At 62.5% G+C, this 16585-nt stretch carries 16 protein-coding genes; 7 read left to right on the top strand and 9 right to left on the bottom strand.

Translation table 11 applies throughout. From position 1 onward, the window contains the following. Positions 1 to 9: 9 nt before the first annotated feature. Positions 10 to 786, bottom strand: a complete 777-nt coding sequence (locus ATY76_RS11205) for a LuxR family transcriptional regulator (protein WP_088674836.1) — start codon at positions 784 to 786, stop codon at positions 10 to 12. Between the two features lie 127 nt (positions 787 to 913). Between ATY76_RS11205 and ATY76_RS11200 the strand changes: the two genes are divergently transcribed. Genes ATY76_RS11200 through ATY76_RS11180 form a run of 5 tightly spaced genes read left to right on the top strand, consistent with a single transcriptional unit; the run spans position 914 to position 6871 of the window. Then, complete coding sequence (locus ATY76_RS11200) at positions 914 to 1804, top strand: proline iminopeptidase-family hydrolase (RefSeq protein ID WP_088674835.1); 891 nt, start codon at positions 914 to 916, stop codon at positions 1802 to 1804. A gap of 51 nt (positions 1805 to 1855) precedes the next feature. After that, positions 1856 to 2794 carry an ABC transporter permease gene (locus ATY76_RS11195; RefSeq protein ID WP_088674834.1) on the top strand — a complete coding sequence of 313 codons (939 nt, stop codon included), beginning with the start codon at positions 1856 to 1858 and terminating at the stop codon, positions 2792 to 2794. Further along, the gene (locus tag ATY76_RS11190; RefSeq protein ID WP_088674833.1) at positions 2791 to 3642 is read left to right on the top strand and encodes an ABC transporter permease; all 852 of its coding nucleotides are present in this window, start codon (positions 2791 to 2793) and stop codon (positions 3640 to 3642) included. Before ATY76_RS11195 ends, ATY76_RS11190 begins: the two co-directional genes overlap by 4 nt. After that, the gene (locus ATY76_RS11185) at positions 3639 to 5336 is read left to right on the top strand and encodes an ABC transporter ATP-binding protein (protein WP_088674832.1); all 1698 of its coding nucleotides are present in this window, start codon (positions 3639 to 3641) and stop codon (positions 5334 to 5336) included. The genes ATY76_RS11190 and ATY76_RS11185 overlap by 4 nt, the downstream gene beginning before the upstream one ends. A 20-nt stretch (positions 5337 to 5356) precedes the next feature. Then, positions 5357 to 6871, top strand: coding sequence for an ABC transporter substrate-binding protein (locus ATY76_RS11180; RefSeq protein ID WP_088674831.1), 1515 nt, complete (start codon positions 5357 to 5359; stop codon positions 6869 to 6871). A gap of 75 nt (positions 6872 to 6946) precedes the next feature. Here ATY76_RS11180 and yghU read toward each other — a convergent pair whose 3' ends face one another. The 8 genes from yghU to ATY76_RS11140 form a co-directional block, all read right to left on the bottom strand. Continuing rightward, entirely contained in the window at positions 6947 to 7822 is an 876-nt protein-coding gene (gene yghU / locus ATY76_RS11175) for a glutathione-dependent disulfide-bond oxidoreductase (RefSeq protein ID WP_088674830.1), read from the bottom strand. Positions 7823 to 7978: 156 nt separating this feature from the next. Then, a complete protein-coding gene (ugpC, locus tag ATY76_RS11170; RefSeq protein WP_088674829.1) occupies positions 7979 to 9058 on the bottom strand; it encodes a sn-glycerol-3-phosphate ABC transporter ATP-binding protein UgpC in 1080 nt (359 codons plus the stop codon). 22 nt (positions 9059 to 9080) lie between these two features. Continuing rightward, on the bottom strand, positions 9081 to 9461 hold the full coding sequence (locus ATY76_RS11165; RefSeq protein ID WP_049731596.1) for a cupin domain-containing protein: 381 nt from the start codon (positions 9459 to 9461) through the stop codon (positions 9081 to 9083). A gap of 15 nt (positions 9462 to 9476) precedes the next feature. Continuing rightward, positions 9477 to 10568: a Gfo/Idh/MocA family oxidoreductase gene (locus ATY76_RS11160; RefSeq protein ID WP_088674828.1), complete on the bottom strand. Its 1092-nt coding sequence runs from the start codon at positions 10566 to 10568 to the stop codon at positions 9477 to 9479. A gap of 2 nt (positions 10569 to 10570) precedes the next feature. Continuing rightward, complete coding sequence (locus ATY76_RS11155) at positions 10571 to 11398, bottom strand: carbohydrate ABC transporter permease (protein ID WP_088674827.1); 828 nt, start codon at positions 11396 to 11398, stop codon at positions 10571 to 10573. Continuing rightward, complete coding sequence (locus ATY76_RS11150; protein ID WP_088674897.1) at positions 11395 to 12330, bottom strand: sugar ABC transporter permease; 936 nt, start codon at positions 12328 to 12330, stop codon at positions 11395 to 11397. Before ATY76_RS11150 ends, ATY76_RS11155 begins: the two co-directional genes overlap by 4 nt. Before the next feature lie 59 nt (positions 12331 to 12389). Next, positions 12390 to 13646: an extracellular solute-binding protein gene (locus ATY76_RS11145; RefSeq protein ID WP_088674826.1), complete on the bottom strand. Its 1257-nt coding sequence runs from the start codon at positions 13644 to 13646 to the stop codon at positions 12390 to 12392. Positions 13647 to 13723: 77 nt separating this feature from the next. Beyond that, a complete protein-coding gene (locus tag ATY76_RS11140; protein ID WP_049731592.1) occupies positions 13724 to 14377 on the bottom strand; it encodes a GntR family transcriptional regulator in 654 nt (217 codons plus the stop codon). Positions 14378 to 14508: 131 nt separating this feature from the next. Between ATY76_RS11140 and ATY76_RS11135 the strand changes: the two genes are divergently transcribed. Continuing rightward, positions 14509 to 15720 (top strand): Tm-1-like ATP-binding domain-containing protein, encoded by a 1212-nt coding sequence (locus tag ATY76_RS11135; RefSeq protein ID WP_088674825.1) that lies wholly within the window; start codon positions 14509 to 14511, stop codon positions 15718 to 15720. Further along, positions 15717 to 16541, top strand: a complete 825-nt coding sequence (locus ATY76_RS11130; RefSeq protein ID WP_088674824.1) for a phosphoenolpyruvate hydrolase family protein — start codon at positions 15717 to 15719, stop codon at positions 16539 to 16541. Before ATY76_RS11135 ends, ATY76_RS11130 begins: the two co-directional genes overlap by 4 nt. The last annotated feature ends 44 nt before the right edge of the window (positions 16542 to 16585 follow it).

The raw sequence follows: 16585 nt of genomic DNA, 5'->3' as shown, positions 1-16585 counted from the left end.
GGAACCGCTCTAGCTTCGGCCAGGCTCCTCGAGCAGGCGGTAATGGGTGGCGCGCACGACGGCCTGGGTGCGGTTGCGGGCGCCGAGTTTCTTGGCTGCGGCATTGAGATGCATCACCACGGTCGGCACGGAACGGCCGATGATGCGCGAGATTTCCTTGGCGGAATAACCCTCCGCCGAATGACGCAGGCATTCGCGTTCCCGCTCGGTCAGATGGATGGTGCCGACGCTGCGCGCCTTCCTGTCAAAAAGCGAATAGGCCGTCTCGTGGAAGACCTGGGCGAGCAGGTTGAAGTCGGCGATATAACGCAGCGCATGCCGTTCGAAATCGCTGTCTTCGCCGAAGCGGATGCCGGTGACGGTCGCATAGTCGCCGCCCGGCATATGGACCGGCACGGTGACGCCGGTCGACATGTCGCGTTCGCGGAGATAGCGCGTCACTGGCGCGGTGTCGTCGCTCATGAAGCGGTTGATCAGCGTGTCGGCATTCGGATCGTAATTCCAGAAGAAGGGCGCGCTGCTGCGCAGCGCCACCTGCTGGACCGGATCGATGCGGAAATAACCGCGGCCGAACCAATAGTCGTGCATGTCGTCGGCGATGTTCCGGAGTTTCAGCAGCGAGGGTATCATGATCGCGCCGTCGAGATCGTAGGGCACCGGCGTATAGTCATAGATCAGGGCCTCGAAGCCCAACCGCTTCATCGCCTCGAAGGCCTGATCGATCCGGCCGTCCAGCGTTTCATGCGCTGTAAACTGCCGTCTGATCGTTCCGATGTCGTCAAGCATGGGCAGTTCCCCGGTTCGGATGCGCCCTACCCTATCACTTCTTATAGCTGGCACGGGACGCGATTTCCGGTAAAAATTTAACCATGCCCAAATATTGAGCAAGCGAAATCTTCTGCTGGAGCAATCAATGTGGCGTGAAATACAGCCGGACGACCGTTTCGACATCGATGTCGATGGCTATCGCGTTATTGCCTATAGTTTCGGGTCCGGCAGCGAGACGGTTTTTTGCCTGAACGGCGGTCCCGGCCTGCCCTGCGATTACCTGCGCGAGGCGCATTCCTGCCTGATCGACCAGGGTTATCGTGTCGTCGCCTTCGATCAGCTTGGCACCGGTGCCTCCGATCGGCCGGACGATCTCTCGCTCTGGACGATCGGCCGTTATGTCGAGGAGACCGAGACCGTACGCAAGGCGCTGGGGCTCGGCAAGGTTCACCTGCTCGGCCACTCCTGGGGCGGGTGGCTCGCGATCGAATACGCGCTGACCTATCCCGAGAACCTCAAGACATTGATCCTCGAAGATACCGTCGCTGACATGCCGCATCTGATCTCGGAGCTGGAGCGGCTGCGGGCCGCACTCGGCCCCGAGACCGTGTCGATGATGCAGAAGCATGAGGCTGCGGGCACCTACGATCATCCGGAATATCTCGCCGCCATCACCATCCTCAACTATCGCCATGTCTGCCGCCTGTCCGAATGGCCGGCGCCGGTGCGCCGCTCGCTCGACGACTGGAACATGGCGCCCTACGCGACCATGCAGGGCCCGAACGAGTTTCTCTATATCGGCAACCTCAAGGACTGGAACCGCATCCCCGATCTGCCGCGGCTGACGCTGCCGGTGCTGATCACCACGGGCGAGCATGACGAGCTGACGCCGGCCTGCGCGCTGAGGATGAAGCTCGCATTGCCGAATGCCGAATTGAAGGTATTTGCCAATGCCAGCCACATGCCATTCTATGAACACCCGCAAGATTATTATCCGGCGCTTTTCGATTTTCTAGCCCGGCACAAGGCAGCCTGATGCAAATGGAAGCGGCTCCAACCCGACGAAGACAGAGGGGCGATCGCCGCCATGCATCGCTATAAATTCGTTCTGACGCGACCGCTGCAGTTCCTGCCGGTCATTTTCGGCATCAGCGTCATCACCTTCATCCTTGTCCGGCTCATTCCCGGCGATCCCGCGCGCAACATCCTCGGCACGCGGGCGACGCCGGCAGCGCTCGCCAGTATCCGCGCTCAATACGGCCTGGATCAGCCGATGTGGCTGCAATATGTCTATTTCCTCAAGAACCTCGCCAATGGCGAGATGGGCAAATCGATCCTCTACAAGATCGACGTGCTGAAGCTGATCGCAACCCGCATCGAGCCGACGCTCGCGCTGGTCGTTTCCAGCGTCATATTGTCGGTGCTGATTGCCGTGCCGATGGCGGCGATCGCCGCGCGCAATGCCGGCCGGGCGCCCGATCATGCGGTGCGCATCGTCTCGACCTTCGGCATCGGCTTCCCGCCCTTCTGGCTGGGGCTGATGCTGATCATCCTCTTCAGCGTCGAACTCGGCATGCTGCCGGTTTCCGGTTACGGCGCGACGATCGGCGACAAGCTTTCGCATCTGGTGCTGCCGAGCCTGACGGTGGCGCTGTCGCTCTCGACCGTGCTGACGCGCAGCCTGCGCGCGGCGATGATCGAGGCGCTGAAATCGGATATCGCGACGGCGGCGCGCGCCCGCGGCATGCCCGAAGGTATCGTTTTCTGGCGCCACGTGCTGCCGAATTCGCTGGTGCCGACGATCAACCTGCTTGCCGTCAACATCGGCTGGCTGATCGGCGGCACGGTGGTGGTCGAGAGCGTCTTCGCGCTGCCCGGCATGGGGCAGCTGCTCGTCAGGGCGATCTTCTCGCGCGACTACATGGTGGTGCAGGGCGTCGCCATGGTCTTTGCCTGCGCCACCGTGCTCATCAACTTCATCGCCGACATCGTTACCGTCGCCGTCGATCCGAGGGTGAAGCTATGAGCATCGAGGCGACCGCTCCCGCATCCCACGGCTGGCACCGGTTCTTCGGCCGGCGGCTGATGTTTGCCGTCGGCGCCGGCATGCTCTTGTTCTTCGTCTTGCTGGCGATCGGCGCGCCCATCATCGCGCCCTACGATTCGATCATGCAGAATGCCGCGGTGCGCCTGCAGGCGCCGTCGCTGCTGCATCCCTTCGGCACCGACAATTTCGGCCGTGATATCCTTTCCCGGGTCATCTGGGGCGCGCGCCTCGATCTGCAGATGGCTCTCATCGGCGTCGCCTTCCCCTTCCTGATCGGTACGACTGTGGGCACGATAGCCGGCTTTTACGGCGGCATCGTCGATGCGCTGTTCATGCGCCTCGTCGATATCATCCTCGCCTTCCCCTTCCTGGTGTTGATGCTGTCGATCATCGCGATCCTCGGTCCCGGCCTCGGCAGCTTCTATATCGCCATGGCGCTGGTCGGCTGGGTCTCCTATGCGCGGCTGATCCGCGCGCAGATGCTGGTGCTGAAAAGCAGCGATTACGCGGTCGCCGCCGTCAGTCTCGGCTTCAGCCGCCCGCGCATCATGTTCCGGCACCTGCTGCCGAACGCGATCGCCGGCTCGATCGTCTTTTCGATGTCGGATGCGACGCTGGTGCTGCTGAGCGGCGCCGCCGTCAGCTATCTCGGTCTCGGCGTCCAGCCGCCGATCGCCGAATGGGGCGTCATGGTCGCGGAAGGGCAGAGCTTCATCACCACCGCCTGGTGGATCACGCTGTTTCCCGGCCTTTCCATCGTCTGCCTCGCCTTCGGCTTCAGCATGCTGGGCGATGCTCTCGGCGAATTGCTGGGGGTGCATGAATGAGCGGCTCCGTGCTTTCCGTCCGCGATCTGACCGTCCGGGCGCATCTCGATTCCGGCCCGCGCACGCTGCTCGACGCGGTCTCCCTCGATCTCGGCAAAGGAGAAATTCTCGGTCTCGTCGGCGAGAGCGGCTCGGGTAAGAGCCTGTTCTGCCGCTCGCTGGTGCGCTTGCTGCCCTCCTCCCTGTTGAAGATCGAGAGCGGTTCCGTGCTTCTCGAAGGGCGCGACCTCATGCGGGTCGACGATAGCGAGATGCTGAAAGTGCGCGGCGGCGAGATCGGCATGATCTTCCAGAACCCGACCAGCCATCTCGATCCGGTCATGCGGATCGGCGACCAGGTCGCCGAGGGTATTCGCTACCACCAGGGCCTTGGCGCTCGCGAGGCCCGCGCCGCGGCGGTGGACATTCTGGCGCAGGTCGGCTTTCCCGATCCTGCCCGCCAGTACGACCGTTATCCGCATGAATTTTCCGGCGGCATGCGCCAGCGGGCGATGATCGGCGTCGCCCTGTCCTGCAATCCGAAGATCCTGATCGCCGACGAGCCGACGACGGCGCTCGACGTGACCATCCAGGCGCAGATCCTGCGGCTCCTGATCGACATTCGCGATCGGCGCGGGCTGTCGATCATCTTCATCACTCACGATCTCGGCATCGTTGCGCAGACCTGCGACCGCATCGCCGTGCTGCGCAATGGCAAGCTCATCGAAGAAGGGCCGAAGCGGACGATCCTGGCACGGCCGCAGCACCCCTATACGATTAACCTGATCGACAGCCACCCTTCCATTTCAGGCGAGCAGCTCGTGCCGCCGTGCGTTCATGGGGAGACAGCCGGATCGGCCAGACCGCTGCTGGAGATCGACGATCTGCATGTGCGCTTCAGGGGCGGCGGACTGTTCAAGGGCGGCGCCAAGACGATCAGTGCCGCTGCCGGCATCAGCCTGAAGATCATGCCGGGCGAAACCGTCGGCATCGTCGGCGAATCCGGCAGCGGCAAGAGTACGCTTGCCCGCGCCGTGCTCGGGCTGACGCCGCTTTCCGCCGGCCACGTCACCTTCGACGGCATCGACCTGGCGCAGCAGAGGAGCGCGGGCTTGGCAAAGCTCAGGCGCGAAACGGCGATGGTGTTCCAGGATCCCTACAACGCGCTCAACCCGCGGCTGACGATCGGGCAGATGCTGGCCGAGGTATTGAAGGTCCAGGGCAAGGTCGCCAAGGCCGAGATCCCGGCGCGCATCGGCGAGTTGCTCGATCTCGTCGGCCTTGAGCGCGAATTCGCCGACCGCAAGCCGCGCAGCATGAGCGGCGGCCAGTGCCAGCGCGCCGGCATTGCCCGCGCGCTCGCCGTCGATCCGAAGCTGATCATCGCCGACGAATGCGTGGCGGCGCTCGACGTCACCATCCAGGCGCAGATCATCGAGCTTTTCCGGCAGCTCACCGCGAAGATGAACCTGACGCTGATGTTCATCGCCCATGATCTCGCCATCGTGCGCAATCTCTGCGAACGCGTCGTGGTGATGTATCGCGGCGAGATCGTCGAGGAAGGCCGTTCGGAAGAGGTCTTCGCCCGGCCGAAGCACGCCTATACCGCGGCGTTGATCGCAGCCATCCCCGACATCGATCCCGACAAGCCGCTGCTGCAGGGCGCCGGCCGCAGCCAGGATCCGCAATCCGTATCAATCAAGCGCATACCATAACAACGAAGGGAAACGAATTCATGACGAACAACTGGAAATCAATCGGGCTTGCAGCCCTGCTCGCCGGCCTGACGCTCGGCGCAAGCTATGCCGAGGCCGCCGGCGTGCTGACCATCGGCCGCCGCGAGGATTCGACGACATTCGATCCGATCAAGACCGCGCAGAATATCGACAACTGGGTGTTTTCCAACGTCTACGACGTGCTGATCCGCGTCGACAAGACAGGCACAAAGCTGGAGCCGGGGCTTGCCGAAAGCTGGACGGTGTCGGATGACGGTTTGACCTATACTCTCAAGATCCGCGATGCGAAATTCTCCGACGGTTCGCCGCTGACGGCGGAAGATGCGGCTTTCAGCCTGTTGCGCATTCGAGACGATGCCGCCTCGCTCTGGAGCGATTCCTACAAGGTGATCGACACGGCGGTGGCGACCGATCCGCACACGCTGACGATCAAGCTGAAGAACCCCTCCGCGCCGTTCCTGTCGACGCTGGCGCTGCCGAACGCGTCGGTCATCTCGAAGAAAGGCATGGAGTCGCTGGGCGCCGACGCCTATGCGGAAAAGCCGATCGCATCCGGCGCCTTCGTGATCGACGAATGGCGGCGCGGCGACCGCGTCATCCTCAAGAAGAACCCGAATTTCTGGGAAGCCGACCGCGTCAAGCTCGACGGCGTCGAGTGGATCTCGGTGCCCGACGACAACACCCGGATGCTAAACGTTCAGGCCGGCGAACTGGATGCGGCGATTTTCGTTCCCTTCTCCCGCGTCGAGGAACTGAAGAAGGATCCGAACCTCAATGTCGGCATCGACGCCTCGACCCGCGAGGATCATCTGCTGATCAACCACGCGCATGGCGCGCTCGGCAAGAAGGAAGTCCGCCAGGCGCTGGATCTTGCGATCGACAAGAAGGCGATTGTCGACACGATCACCTTCGGCCAGGGGACGATCGCCAATTCTTACATTCCGAAAGGCGCGCTCTACTATTATGCCGACAATCTGCAGCGGCCCTATGATCCGGCAAAGGCCAAGGAAATGCTGGCGGCAGCCGGGGTCTCCGACCTGACGCTGAATTACCTGGTCCGCGCCGGCGATGAAGTCGACGAGCAAACGGCCGTATTGGTCCAGCAGCAGTTGCAAAAGGCCGGCATCACCGCCAATCTGCAGAAGGTCGATCCGAGCCAGCAATGGGATATGCTGGTTGCCGGCGACTACGATGTTTCGGTCAACTACTGGACCAACGACATTCTCGACCCTGACCAGAAGACCACCTTCGTCCTCGGCCATGATTCCAACAATAACTATCTGACCAACTACAAGAACGAGGCAGTGAAGGACCTGGTCGCCAAGGCCCGTCTCGAGCTCGACCCGAAGAAGCGCGAAGCCATGTATGTCGATCTGCAGAAGATGGCCAAGGACGACGTCAACTGGATCGACCTTTATTACAGCCCCTACATCAACGTCTCGCGCAAGAATATCGAAAATTTCTACCAGAACCCGCTCGGCCGGTTCTTCCTCGAGGATACGGTGAAGAACTAAGGTCCGGCAGCATGCAAATGCTCCGTCGCCGTAAAGGCGGCGGAGCTCCACTTATTGCTGCGACGGGCCGCTTTTTTACTCGGCGGCCGCGAGCTTGTCCTGCGTTTTGGTCTCGAAGTCGCTGGCGTCGTGACGCTCGTGCAACTGGCTCGAAGGCTCGCCGGAGAGGCGGTTGACCATCCGGCCGCGCTGCACGGCCGGCCTATTGTAGATGGTATCGGCCCAGCGCCGCACGTTCTTGTAGTCCTCGACCTGCAGGAATTCGGCCGCACCGTAGGTCCAGCCCTTCACCAGGCCGCCATACCACGGCCAGACGGCAATGTCGGCGATCGTATATTGGCTGCCGGCCAGATACTCGCTTTCGGCCAGGCGGCGATCGAGCACGTCGAGCTGGCGCTTCACCTCCATGGCGAAGCGGTCGATCGCATATTCGATCTTCGTCGGCGCATAGGCGTAGAAATGGCCGAAGCCGCCGCCGAGATAGGGTGCGCTTCCCATCTGCCAGAACAGCCAAGACAGGCATTCGGCGCGTTCGCCCGGTTCGGTCGGCAGGAAGGCGCCGAACTTTTCGGCGAGATAGGTGAGGATGGCGCCGGATTCAAAGACGCGGATCGGCTTTTCGCCGCTGCGGTCCATCAGCGCCGGGATCTTCGAGTTGGGATTGATCTTGACGAAATCGCTTCCGAACTGGTCGCCATCGCCGATCCGGATCAGCCAGGCGTCGTATTCCGCACCGCTGTGGCCGAGCGCCAGCAGTTCCTCGAGCATGATCGTGACCTTCTGGCCGTTCGGTGTGCCGAGCGAATAAAGCTGCAGCGGATGACGGCCGATCGGAAGCTCCTTCTCATGCGTCGGCCCTGCGATCGGGCGATTGATGTTGGCGAACTGGCCGCCATTCGCCTTGTTCCAGGTCCAGACCTTCGGGGGTACGTAATCGGGAGAACCGCTCATCTTTCAAACTCCTGGCATTGGTCGGATAGAGCACGGCGCCTGGTCGGGCCGCCGCATTTTTCCTGACATAGCAGAGGCGACGAGGGTTTGTCACAGGTCTCAGAGCTGTTTCACGCAATCGTCAGAGCCTTGGCAAAGCTCAAGAAAAGAGGGGTTTCAGGCGTTGGCTTCAGGCAGGCGCCTGCCCGTCGCGGCCGAAAACAGATGTTCGCCGGCCGCCCGCAAGGTGAAGCGGATGGTGTCGCCGGGCTTTATCGCGATGCGCTCGCGAAACAGCATATTGACGTTTTCTTCGCCGATCCGGGCGACGACCTGTGTCTCTGCCCCGGTCGGTTCGACGACGACGATCTTCGCCGGTGTCCCCTCCTCGGCGATGGCGAATTGTTCCGGCCTGATGCCGTATATAAGCTCTTCGCCGGGATCGGCCGTGCCGGGGCGCAGCGACAGCGGCATGGCGACGCCGCTGTCGGTTCGGAAGATCGAAGGCGCATCGGCCTGGATGCGGCCCCTGAGCAGGTTCATCGCCGGCATGCCGATGAAGCCGGCGACAAAGGTGGTCGCCGGGCGGTCGTAGATCTCAAGCGGCGTTCCGATCTGCTCGACGATGCCGTCACGCATCACGACGATGCGGTCGGCCATGGTCATCGCCTCGGTCTGGTCGTGGGTGACATAGACCGTGGTGATCTTCAGCCGCTGGTGAAGCTCCTTGATCTCGGCGCGCATGGCGATGCGAAGCTTGGCGTCGAGATTGGAAAGCGGCTCGTCGAAGAGAAACACTTTGGGATCGCGCACGATGGCGCGGCCCATGGCCACACGCTGGCGCTGGCCGCCCGAGAGATGGCGCGGATGTCGGTCGAGATAAGGTTCCAGCGCAAGGATCCTGGCGGCGGACTGCACCCGCCTGCCGATCTCGTCCTTGGCCGTGCCGCGCAGCCTCAGGGAAAAGCCCATATTCTCGGCCACCGTCAGATGCGGATAGAGCGCGTAGCTCTGGAACACCATGGCAATGTCCCGCTCCTTCGACGGCAGATCGTTGACCATGCGGCCGTCGATCGAAAGCCGGCCTTCGGATATCGTTTCAAGACCGGCAATCATCCGCAGCAGCGTGGACTTGCCGCAGCCGGACGGGCCGACGAGCACGATGAACTCGCCATCGTCTATATCCACGTCGACGCCGTGGATGACAGGTAGCGTGCCGTAGGATTTGCGGATGTTGTGAAGCGCGATCGACGCCATGATGGTTCCTCCCCTGTCGTGTTCAGGCCGCGCCTTCGCCTTCATGGTTGACCGCCGTCCGGGTGCCGGAGGAGAACATGATCAGGGCGAAGAGCGGTTCGGTGCCGAGTGCGCGCGCCCAATGGCGGACATTGCGGGGAATGCGGATCGCGTCGCCGGCTTCGAGCCGGTAAAGCGCATCGCCGAGCTTGTGTTCGCAAAGGCCGGAAACGACGTAGAGGATCTCCTCGCAATCGGGATGCGAGTGCAACTGGTTGCGCTCGCCGGGATTGATGCGGCAGGTGCCGAAGGTCATCTCGGCGCCGGGCGTGCCATCGCCGGTGATCTTCCAGTTGAGTTCTCCCCATGTGGTCGGCATGAATTCGCCGCCGGCTTTCCTGAAAATAATATCGGTCTCGCTCAAGGCGGTCCCTCCCCGTCAGAGATTGGTGGTGACGCCGGCATCCGTGCGTCGGTAGAATTCGAAGAGCTTCATGATCTCGCGGGCGATTTCGAGCGTGCCCCGGGTGATCGATGTGCCGGAAAGGATCGCATCCGTCAGGTGCAGGATCTCTCCCACATAGCCGAGATAGAAGAGATTGTTGTTGTAGAGCTGGCCGAGCGAATGTTCCGGCTCGTAGATGAGCGCGGCATTCTCGTCCGGCTGGATGAAGCTTGCGGCGCGGCCATAGGACGGCAGGTCCGCCTTGCGGAAATAGGTCAGACGGCTGCCGTTTTCGACGATGGCGTTGGCGCCCTCGCCGATGATTTCGACCCGCTCGAAGATACTGCCGCCCGATTGGCCGGCGGCAAGGTGCAGCGTGCCGATCGCGCCGGAGCGGAAGCGCAGGCTGGTGACGGTTGCCCCGGTCAGCGCTTCCCACTCGTAGCCTGCGCGCTCGATCTCGCCGCCGAGAAAATTGAGGATCGCTCCTGGATGGTAAATATGATCGAGGAAGCTCTGCATCTTGACGAGGTCGGCGCGGTCTTCCGGGCTCGGCAGGCTCTGGGGATAGCGGACATTGATCGAGGTCAGCCGGCCGAAGCCGGGCGAGCCGATCAGGTCCTTGAGTTTCTCGATCGTCGGAAAGAAAGTCTTCTTGAGCCCGGTCATCACCATGCGGCCGGCCGCCGCACTTGCCGCCTGCAGCCTTTCGATATCGCCGATGCTTGCCGCTGTCGGCTTTTCCATCCAGACGTGGGCGCCTGCTGCCAGCGCGTCGAGGGCCAGATCGGTCGCCTGGACACGGCCGTCGGGATGATAGGCGGTGACGAGAAAGACCAGTTCCGGCTTTTCCCGCTCCAGCATCTCGCGATGATCGGTATAGGCTTTGCCGGCGCCGAAGAGTTTTGCGAATTTCTCGGCGCGGCCGAGATCGAGATCGCAGATGCCGGCAAGTTCCACCGGCGCATAACGCAGCGCCGGATAGACATTGCGGTAGGCATGGCCGCCGGCGCCGATGAAGCAGGCCTTGATACGGTGATCGAATTCGAAATTGTAGCGGATTTCCCGCTGGACGTGATGCGACATGGTCAGCCCTTGATTGCTCCCTGCGTCAGCCCCTCGGTGAAGCGGCGCTGCATCAGGATGTAGAGAAGAATGATCGGCAGGAACGAAATGACGGTGCCTGAGAAGACCAGGCGGTAATCGGAGGCGTAGGTGCTGGCGAAACGAACCAGCCCGAGCGGCAGCGTCTGCACCTCGGGGCTGATCAGCACGATCAGCGGCAGGAAGAAATCGTTCCAGGTGGAGAGCGCGCTGATGATGACGAGTGCCTGCACGGCGGGCGTCGAGATCGGCAGAAAGACCTTGGTGAGGATCTGGAAATGCGACGCGCCGTCGATCTTGGCGGCCTCGATCAAATCGTCGGGCACGCCGATGAAGAAGCTCCGCATCAGGAAGATGCCGAAGGGAATGCCGTTGCTGACCTGCACCAGCACGATACCAGCCAGCGTGTTGACGAGGTTCAGCCCGAAGAGCACCTGGTAGAGCGGGATGACGATCGCCTGGACCGGCACGGTCAGCCCGAGGATGAAGGCATAGAACAGCCATTCCCGGCCGGGGAAACGGATCTTGGCAAGCGCATAGCCGGCCGGTGCGCAGGTGATGAGCGACAGGGCGACGACGCCGGCGAGGTTGATGAGGCTGTTGCCGACGAGATCGCCGAAGCCGCCGATCTGCCAGGCGTCGAGATAATTCCGCCACATCAGGTCGGCGGGCCAGGTGAAGGGATCGGCCTGGCCGATCTCGGCCTCGGTCTTGAAACTTGAGACCAGCAGCCAGGCGAAGGGGGCGAGGATCAGGATCAGAACAGGGGTCAGCGCCAGCGCCACCGGCCATTCGCGATTGCGCACACTCATTGGGAGAGCCTCGCGCGCCAGCGGTTGAAGACGATGGTGATGGCGATCGCGAGCAGGCTGAGCAGGATGCAGAGCACCGCAGCAAGCCCATGATCCTGGGACTGGAAGGCAAGCCGGTAGATATAGGTCGTGATCAGCTCGCTCTGATAGAACGGCCCGCCATTGGTCATGACGAAGACCGTGGCGAAGCCCTTCAGGCCGTTGATCATCGCCAGCGAGACGACGAAGGTCGTCACCTCGCGAAGCCCCGGCAGTGTTACATGGATCAGCTTCTGGAATGCGTTGGCGCCGTCCACCTCAGCCGCGTCGTAGAGCGAACGGTCGATATTCTGCAGGCCGGCGATGAAGAGCAGCATGTAAAGGCCGAAACCCTGCCAGGAGCTTGCGAGATTGACGGAAAAGAGCACCAGCGCCGGATCGGAAAGCCAGCCCTGCGTGAAGGCGCCGAGCCCGATCCGCGTCAGCGCCGTATTCATGAGCCCGAAAAACGGATCGTAGATATTGGCCCAGATGACGCCGACCACGGCCAGCGACACCAGATGCGGCAGAAAGAACGCGGTGCGGAAGAAGACCTGGGTGATCCTCAGCCTGCTGACGGCGAGCGCCAGCAGCAGGCCGAGACCGCCCGCCATCACCACATGATAGGCGAGCCAAATGAAGGTATGGACCAGGCTCTTCCAGACGATCGGATCATGCGCCGCCTTGGCATAATTGCCGAGGCCGACGAAGCTCGCCGAGGTGTTGAAGCCGGCCGAGCTGTTGAAGCTCAGCCAGAAAGTGGCAGCGATCGGCAACAGCGTGAAGACAGCATAGAGGCCGAGCGCCGGCGCCATCAGCCAGAACGCGGTGCCGGCATCGCCGTCGGGCGAAGCTGACCTGGCCGTCCGGCGTTTGGACCTACGGGCGGACAGGCCGCCCGTAGGTCCCGCCACGGCAGGTGCATCCCTGAGAGGAGCCACGACCTTGCTTCCGGGCGTCTCTGGAATGACCACTATTTCGCCTCTGCCATTTTGGCCTGGATCTGCTTCATGCCTTCCTCGCCGCGGATCTGGCCGGAGATCAGGCCCTGGATGACCTGGAAATAGGTGTCGAGCACGGTGCCCGGCAGATAGACGCTCGGATTGTAGCCGACGCCGCCGGCCGCGGCCGCGAAGATATCCTTGAGCACTGGCGTCGGAGGTTCGATGCCGGGGATTTCGCGCGGATAGATCATCGTGCTTGCCGGATCCTGGGCGCGTTTCTTCATCACCGCGTCCGACAACATGAAGTCGATCCATTTCATCGCGAGTTCCGGCTGCTTGGAGTTGACGGGCACCAGCCAGCTCCAGCCGACGCCGCCGGTCGGCATCGCCGCGCCCTTGATGTCGGATGGCATGGGCGCATAGCCGGCGTTAGTGAGGTCATAGCCTGCCTTGCGGGCATTGGCGGTGAACCAGGGGCCGGCGACGAACATGGCCGCGCGTTTGTTGAACCAGAGGCGCGAGGCGCCATCGAGATCGAGACCCGCCATTTCCTTCTTGATGTAGCCCGCCTCGACGAGCTTCTGCAGCCGGATGGCGCCGGCGGCGACCGATGGGTCGTCCCAGGCGATCTCGCGGCGCAGCGCCTTGCCGATCACCTCCTTGCCGCTTGCCGATTGCAGCAGGTTGCCGAAGAGATGGCCGGCGCTGCCCGGCGTACGCGGGCCGATGGCGATCGGGTGCACACCGGTCTCGTCGATCGCTTTCATCAGCGTTTCGAATTCGCCCCAGCTCGCCGGAATCTTCCAGCCCGCCTGCTCGAAAATATCCTTGTGATACCAGATGCCCAGCGCGTCGAGCCCGTCGGGAACCTCATAGATCTCGCCGCCGAACTGGCCCTTCAGCTCGGTGTAGAGCCAGGGATAGATCTGGTCCTTCCAGCCGCGCTTTTCATATTGTTCGGTGAGCGGGATCACCTGCTTGGCGTTCTTGACTACGCTGATGCGGCCGATGCCTGAATTGGTGAGGATCACATCCGGGCCGGCATCCGACTGGATCGCCGCCTGCACCGCGCCGTTGCTGATCGTTCCGGTCGGCGGCATGAACTCGACGGTCACGCCGGGATTGGCCTTTTCGAAATCGGCCTTGATGCCGTTCCAGAGCTGCGCGACCAGCGGTTCGGTGATCTGTTCGGGACCCCACATCTTCAGGGTTTCGGCATGTGCCGTCAGCGAACTTGCGGCAAGCATCGCCGCCAGTGCCGTGCTGCGGACAGGAAATTTCAACATTGTTCCCTCCTCCGGGCCTCTCCTCGGCCACGTTTTTACTGTTGAAAAGGAGACCTCCCTCTCCTTCACGTTCTCGGCTAACCCTTCTGAAACCGCGCCATGACCGCCTGCTGGACGTCGCTGATATGCGCGTGCATCAGCGCCTTCGCGCGGCCAATGTCGCGCGCCCGGAAAGCCTGCAGGATCTGATCGCGCTCCTCGGCCGCCCTTTCGGCCAAGTCGCGGCTCTCATTGGCGATCGAGCGGCAGATCTGGATCTGCAGCGCCAGCCGCGCCAGCGTCTCGATCAGCGGCAGGCTTCCCGAAAGCTCGGCGATGGTCTCGTGAAATTCCTTGTCGCGAATGCCGTAGGTCTCCATGTCGCCGCGGCGCAGCGCCGCCACCGCCTCGTCCAGGATGCGTTCGAAGCCTGAAATATGCCGGTCGCTCATCTGAGGGACGGCGAGCTCGACGGCGAAACATTCGAGCGTCTTGCGCAGATTGTAGAGATCGTCGATCTCCTTCGGCGTGAAGCTGCGCACGAAGAAGCCGCGATAGGGCTTGATCTCGATCAGCCCTTCCTTGGCCAGCGTGCCGATCGCCTCGCGGAACGGCGTGCGGCTGACCTGCAGGCGTTCCGTCAGTTCCTTTTCATCGATCGAGACGCCGCTCGGCAGTTCGCCGGAGACGATGAGCCGAACGATTTCCTCGTAGATCCGCTCGCGAAGGGTGAGGTGGCGCGGTGCGTTCATGGTCTCCATTTCCGTCTGGCGTTCGTGATTTAAGTATGCAATATACGAAAGAATATACAATATGGAAAATACAAAATCGGGAATTTTATCGAGACACACACAGAGAAAGTCCAAAAAGAGGAGGAAAACCAATGGGAAAGGTCTATGTCGTCGGCACCTGTGATACCAAGGAAGCGGAACTGAACTACGCCGGGGAGGCGGTCCGTGCCGCCGGCGCCGATGCTGTGCTGGTCGATGTCGGCACGCTTGGGGAGGGTGCAGGCGCCGATATCCGGGCGCGCGAAGTCGCGGAATTTCATCCCGAGGGTGCGCCGGCCGTGCTCGGGCAGACGGATCGGGGAACGGCGGTCTCGGCGATGGCCAAGGCGCTGACGGCGTTCCTCAGATCGCGGGATGACATCGGCGCCGTTCTCGGCCTCGGCGGAACCGGCAATACCGCGCTGGTGACGGAGGCGATGCGCTCGCTTCCGATCGGCCTGCCGAAACTGATGGTCTCGACAGTCGCCTCAGGCAATGTCGCGCCCTATGTTGGACCGAACGATCTGACCATGATGTATTCGGTCGTCGACGTCGCCGGCCTGAACGCGATCTCGCGCAAGGTGATCGGCAATGCGGCGAACGCGGCGGCCGGCATGGCCCGCAACCCCATTCCCGCTTCGAGCGACGATCGGCCGGGTATCGGCATGACCATGTTCGGCGTCACCACGCCTTGCGTCACGCAGGTGCGCGAGATGCTCGGCAAGACGCATGAAATCTATGTCTTCCATGCGACCGGCGTCGGCGGGCAGTCGATGGAGAAACTTGCCGATTCCGGCCTGCTGCAGGGCGTGATCGATGTGACGACGACGGAGGTTCCCGACCTTCTCGTTGGCGGTGTCTTTCCCGCCACCGAGGATCGCTTCGGCGCCATCATCCGCACCGGCCTGCCCTATGTCGGTTCGGTCGGTGCCGTCGACATGGTCAATTTCGGCGCGCGGGAAACCGTGCCCGTGCCTTTCCGCGACCGCCGGCTTCACGTCCATAATGCGCAGGTAACGCTGATGCGCACCACGCCGGAGGAAAACGGCCGGATCGGCGCCTTCATCGTCGAAAGGCTCAACCGCATGCAGGGTCCGGTCCGTTTCCTGCTGCCGCTCCAGGGCGTTTCGGCCATCGACGCCGTCGGTCAGCCGTTCCACGATCCGCAAGCCGACGCGGCGCTGTTATCAGCCATCCGCAACGGCTGGCGCGATGCGCCGAACAGGCGTCTCGTCGAGATCGACGCCCATATCAACAGCCCGGAATTCGCTGCGGCACTCGTCGCCAATTTCCATGACATCCATGCCTCAAGGAGGGAATTTTGACCCGTATCGACAGAAACGACATTCTGAACAGGCTTCGCCGCAAGATCGCCGAGGGCCGGCCGATCATCGGCGGCGGCGCCGGCACCGGCCTTTCCGCCAAAAGCGAGGAAGCCGGCGGCATCGACCTGATCGTGATCTACAATTCCGGGCGCTACCGCATGGCCGGGCGAGGCTCGCTCGCCGGCCTCCTCGCCTATGGCAATGCCAATGAGATCGTCAAGGAGATGGGCCGTGAGGTTCTGCCGGTCGTGCGCCGCACACCGGTGCTCGCCGGCGTCAACGGCACCGATCCCTTCATGCTGCCCGATCACTTCCTCGACGAGTTGAAGGCGATGGGTTTTGCCGGCATCCAGAATTTTCCCACGGTCGGGCTGATCGACGGCACTTTCCGCGCCAATCTCGAAGAAACCGGTATGGGCTTTGGGCTGGAGATCGACATCATCGCCCGCGCCCACGCCAAGGACATGCTGACGACCCCTTATATTTTCAGCAGCGAGGATGCCGTCGCCATGACCAAAGCCGGCGCCGATATCGTGGTCTGCCATCTCGGCCTGACCACGGGCGGCGCGATCGGTGCCGAAACAGCGCTGACGCTCGACGGATGCGTGGAGAAGATCAATGCATGGGCCGATGCCGCGCGGTCGGTGCGCGACGACGTCATCGTACTCTGCCATGGCGGACCGATCTCCATGCCGGCGGATGCCGCCTATGTGCTCGCCCGCTGCAAGGGCTGCAACGGCTTCTACGGCGCAAGTTCGATGGAGCGGCTGCCGACCGAGATCGCGATCCGTGCGCAGGTCGAGGACTTCACCAAGATATAGGAGTGGCTTGGACCGGCCGAGTGCCAGCTGCCGGCGCCTCCCTC

This window comes from Rhizobium sp. R339 (assembly GCF_002211395.1).
GTDB lineage: Bacteria > Pseudomonadota > Alphaproteobacteria > Rhizobiales > Rhizobiaceae > Rhizobium.
Note: the sequence above shows the minus strand (reverse complement) of the source record. Positions and strands in the feature narration are given on the sequence as shown.

What these genes read in the sequence shown, in the direction of transcription:
- ATY76_RS11140 (WP_049731592.1), bottom strand. Translation starts at nt 14,377, where the DNA reads ATGAACGCACCGCGCCACCTCACCCTTCGCGAGCGGATCTACGAGGAA.
- ugpC (WP_088674829.1), bottom strand. Translation starts at nt 9,058, where the DNA reads ATGGCGTCGATCGCGCTTCACAACATCCGCAAATCCTACGGCACGCTA.
- ATY76_RS11155 (WP_088674827.1), bottom strand. Translation starts at nt 11,398, where the DNA reads ATGAGTGTGCGCAATCGCGAATGGCCGGTGGCGCTGGCGCTGACCCCT.
- ATY76_RS11160 (WP_088674828.1), bottom strand. Translation starts at nt 10,568, where the DNA reads ATGTCGCATCACGTCCAGCGGGAAATCCGCTACAATTTCGAATTCGAT.
- ATY76_RS11135 (WP_088674825.1), top strand. Translation starts at nt 14,509, where the DNA reads ATGGGAAAGGTCTATGTCGTCGGCACCTGTGATACCAAGGAAGCGGAA.
- ATY76_RS11145 (WP_088674826.1), bottom strand. Translation starts at nt 13,646, where the DNA reads ATGTTGAAATTTCCTGTCCGCAGCACGGCACTGGCGGCGATGCTTGCC.
- ATY76_RS11195 (WP_088674834.1), top strand. Translation starts at nt 1,856, where the DNA reads ATGCATCGCTATAAATTCGTTCTGACGCGACCGCTGCAGTTCCTGCCG.
- ATY76_RS11205 (WP_088674836.1), bottom strand. Translation starts at nt 786, where the DNA reads ATGCTTGACGACATCGGAACGATCAGACGGCAGTTTACAGCGCATGAA.
- ATY76_RS11185 (WP_088674832.1), top strand. Translation starts at nt 3,639, where the DNA reads ATGAGCGGCTCCGTGCTTTCCGTCCGCGATCTGACCGTCCGGGCGCAT.
- ATY76_RS11190 (WP_088674833.1), top strand. Translation starts at nt 2,791, where the DNA reads ATGAGCATCGAGGCGACCGCTCCCGCATCCCACGGCTGGCACCGGTTC.
- yghU (WP_088674830.1), bottom strand. Translation starts at nt 7,822, where the DNA reads ATGAGCGGTTCTCCCGATTACGTACCCCCGAAGGTCTGGACCTGGAAC.
- ATY76_RS11200 (WP_088674835.1), top strand. Translation starts at nt 914, where the DNA reads ATGTGGCGTGAAATACAGCCGGACGACCGTTTCGACATCGATGTCGAT.
- ATY76_RS11180 (WP_088674831.1), top strand. Translation starts at nt 5,357, where the DNA reads ATGACGAACAACTGGAAATCAATCGGGCTTGCAGCCCTGCTCGCCGGC.